The organism is Mesorhizobium sp. M7A.F.Ca.US.005.03.2.1 (genome assembly GCF_003997795.1).
Lineage (GTDB): Bacteria > Pseudomonadota > Alphaproteobacteria > Rhizobiales > Rhizobiaceae > Mesorhizobium > Mesorhizobium ciceri.
On sequence record NZ_RZRP01000964.1, the window covers coordinates 1 to 2206 of the forward strand.

Annotated in this window: 3 protein-coding genes and 1 pseudogene; 1 reads left to right on the forward strand and 3 read right to left on the reverse strand. The window is 63.2% G+C overall.

Going from position 1 to position 2206, the window contains the following annotated elements:
* Positions 1 to 275: pseudogene (locus EN991_RS33255) on the reverse strand (hypothetical protein); the annotation flags it as partial.
* A gap of 69 nt (positions 276 to 344) precedes the next feature.
* On the reverse strand, positions 345 to 950 hold the full coding sequence (gene leuD, locus EN991_RS33260) for a 3-isopropylmalate dehydratase small subunit (protein ID WP_013528787.1): 606 nt from the start codon (positions 948 to 950) through the stop codon (positions 345 to 347).
* A 128-nt stretch (positions 951 to 1078) separates the two neighbouring features.
* Between leuD and EN991_RS33265 the strand changes: the two genes are divergently transcribed.
* Positions 1079 to 1504 (forward strand): GNAT family N-acetyltransferase, encoded by a 426-nt coding sequence (locus EN991_RS33265; protein ID WP_127370323.1) that lies wholly within the window; start codon positions 1079 to 1081, stop codon positions 1502 to 1504.
* 76 nt (positions 1505 to 1580) lie between these two features.
* Here EN991_RS33265 and EN991_RS33270 read toward each other — a convergent pair.
* Positions 1581 to 2206: FAD-binding oxidoreductase (locus EN991_RS33270; RefSeq protein WP_164769559.1), on the reverse strand; the 626-nt coding region annotated here is incomplete at its 5' end.

Here is a 2206-nt window from a genome sequence, read left to right on the forward strand (position 1 = left end):
TCGTAATTGCTGGCCAGCTGCTGACCGTCATAGGCGAGCACCTTCTCGCCGTACTGTTCCTTCTGGGTGATGGTCAGCGTGCCGCCTTCGAACGGGACGGGAGCTTGCTTGTCGTCATCGGAAGCATCGGCGGCGTTCGTCCCCTGATCGGCGGACGGCTGCTCCGTCGCCGGGGCCGGCTGTGTGGCGGGCGTCTGGGTCTGCGCAGACGCGCTGGCGATTTGCCCCAGCAACAAGGCCAGCCCGCAAAGGCCGGCAAGAAGCGAACGTGTCATGACTGTCCCTCCACTCAGTCGCCGCGAACCGGCCCGAAAGGCCAGATCCATCCGTCCGGAGCGCGCCGCTCAGGCCCAGGGGCGCTGTTCGGCGTTCCGCTTCTCGAACGAAGCGATGGCGCCGGCTTTCTCCATGGTCAGGCCGATATCGTCGAGCCCGTTGAGCAGGCAGTGCCGCTTGAAGTCGTCGAGGTCGAATTTGACCACGCCGCCATCCGGCCCACGGATTTCCTTGGCTTCGAGGTCGACCGACACCGTGGCATTGGAGCCGCGCGAGGCGTCGTCCATCAGCTTCTCGAGATCCTCGGGGCTGACGGTGATCGGCAGGATGCCGTTCTTGAAGCAGTTGTTGTAGAAAATGTCGGCGAACGAGGTCGAGATGACGCAGCGAATACCGAAGTCGAGCAGCGCCCATGGTGCGTGCTCGCGGCTGGAACCGCAGCCGAAATTGTCGCCGGCGACCAGGATCTGCGCCTTGCGGTAGGCCGGCTTGTTGAGCACGAAATCCGGGTTTTCCGAACCGTCGTCCTTGTAGCGCATTTCGGCGAACAGGCCGGTGCCGAGCCCGGTGCGCTTGATCGTCTTGAGGTAATCCTTGGGGATGATCATGTCGGTGTCGACATTGACGATCGGCATCGGAGCGGCGACGCCGGTGAGCTTGGTGAATTTTTCCATGGCTTTTGCCCGTGTTTTCGTTGCGGGGGAATTTGCTGAGGCCCGGTTTACACAAAGCCGGCGGCAAATAAAAGGCAACTGTTCGTGCATGGTGGCACAAGCCAGCCCGATGGTGCAATCTGGCGGCCATGGCAGAAAACGCACACGTCCTCTATAACAGAGAACCCGCGCTCGACATCGCCGAATTCCGTCGCGTGCTGGTCGAATCCGGCCTCGGCGAGACACGGCCGATCGATGATGAAGCGCGGCTGCGGGCGATGCTGTCGGGCGCCAATCTGGTGCTGACCGCGCGCCTTGATATTCAGGGCAAGCCGCTGATCGGCGTCATCAGGGCGATCACCGACTTCTCCTGGGTCTGCTACATCTCCGAACTCGCCGTTTCCCGATCGGCACAGGGGCTCGGCATCGGCAAGGGCCTGATGGACGAGGCGCGCCGGCAGCTTGGACCATCGGTCGCCATCAGCCTGATCTCCATGCCCGATGCCGTAGGCTTCTACGAACGTATCGGCATGAAGCGCATGGCCGACGCCTTCTGGTTCGACCGCAAGGGCTGAGGCTCGCTCGAAATACTCTTCCGCAACCGTAGCGATCCTTCGCGCCAGCGTCAAAAAGGACCTTCCCTTTGCCCGCTCAAATCACATTCAATTCCCGGAACGCCCTTCCCTCCGCCACCCGCTCATACCCGAACGCCGAGCAATCCACCGTGCGATAACCGCCATGCACGATTAGTTCGGCCAGCGCTTTGCCCACTGCTGGCGCCTGCTGCAGGCCGTGGCCGGAAAAGCCGTTGGCGAACAGGAAATTGCCGACGTCGGGATGCGGACCGATCACCGCGTTCTGGTCGAGCGTGTTGTAGTCGTAGTGGCCGGCCCAGGCACGGGTCGGCTTGATCGCCTCGAAGGCGGGAATACGGGTCGCCAGCACCGGCCAGATCACCTCTTCGAACAGTGGCCAGTTTACCTCGAAGTCGCCGGGATCGGGTGCGCAGTCGCCTTCCTCCGGTTCGGCGCCGCCGGTGAGGTAGACCGAGCCTTCCGGACGGACATAGATGCCGGAGGGATCGACCAGCAGCGGCATGTCGGCATATTTCTCGCGCGCCTCGAAGACGAAGACATTGCGCTTGCGCGGCTCGACCGGCAGCTCGAGCCCGGCCATGGCAGCCACCTTGCCGGCGTTAGGGCCGGCGGCGTTGACGACGATGCCAGCCTCCAGCGTCTCGCCATTGCCCAGGCTCACTCCCGTGACGCGGTTGCCAT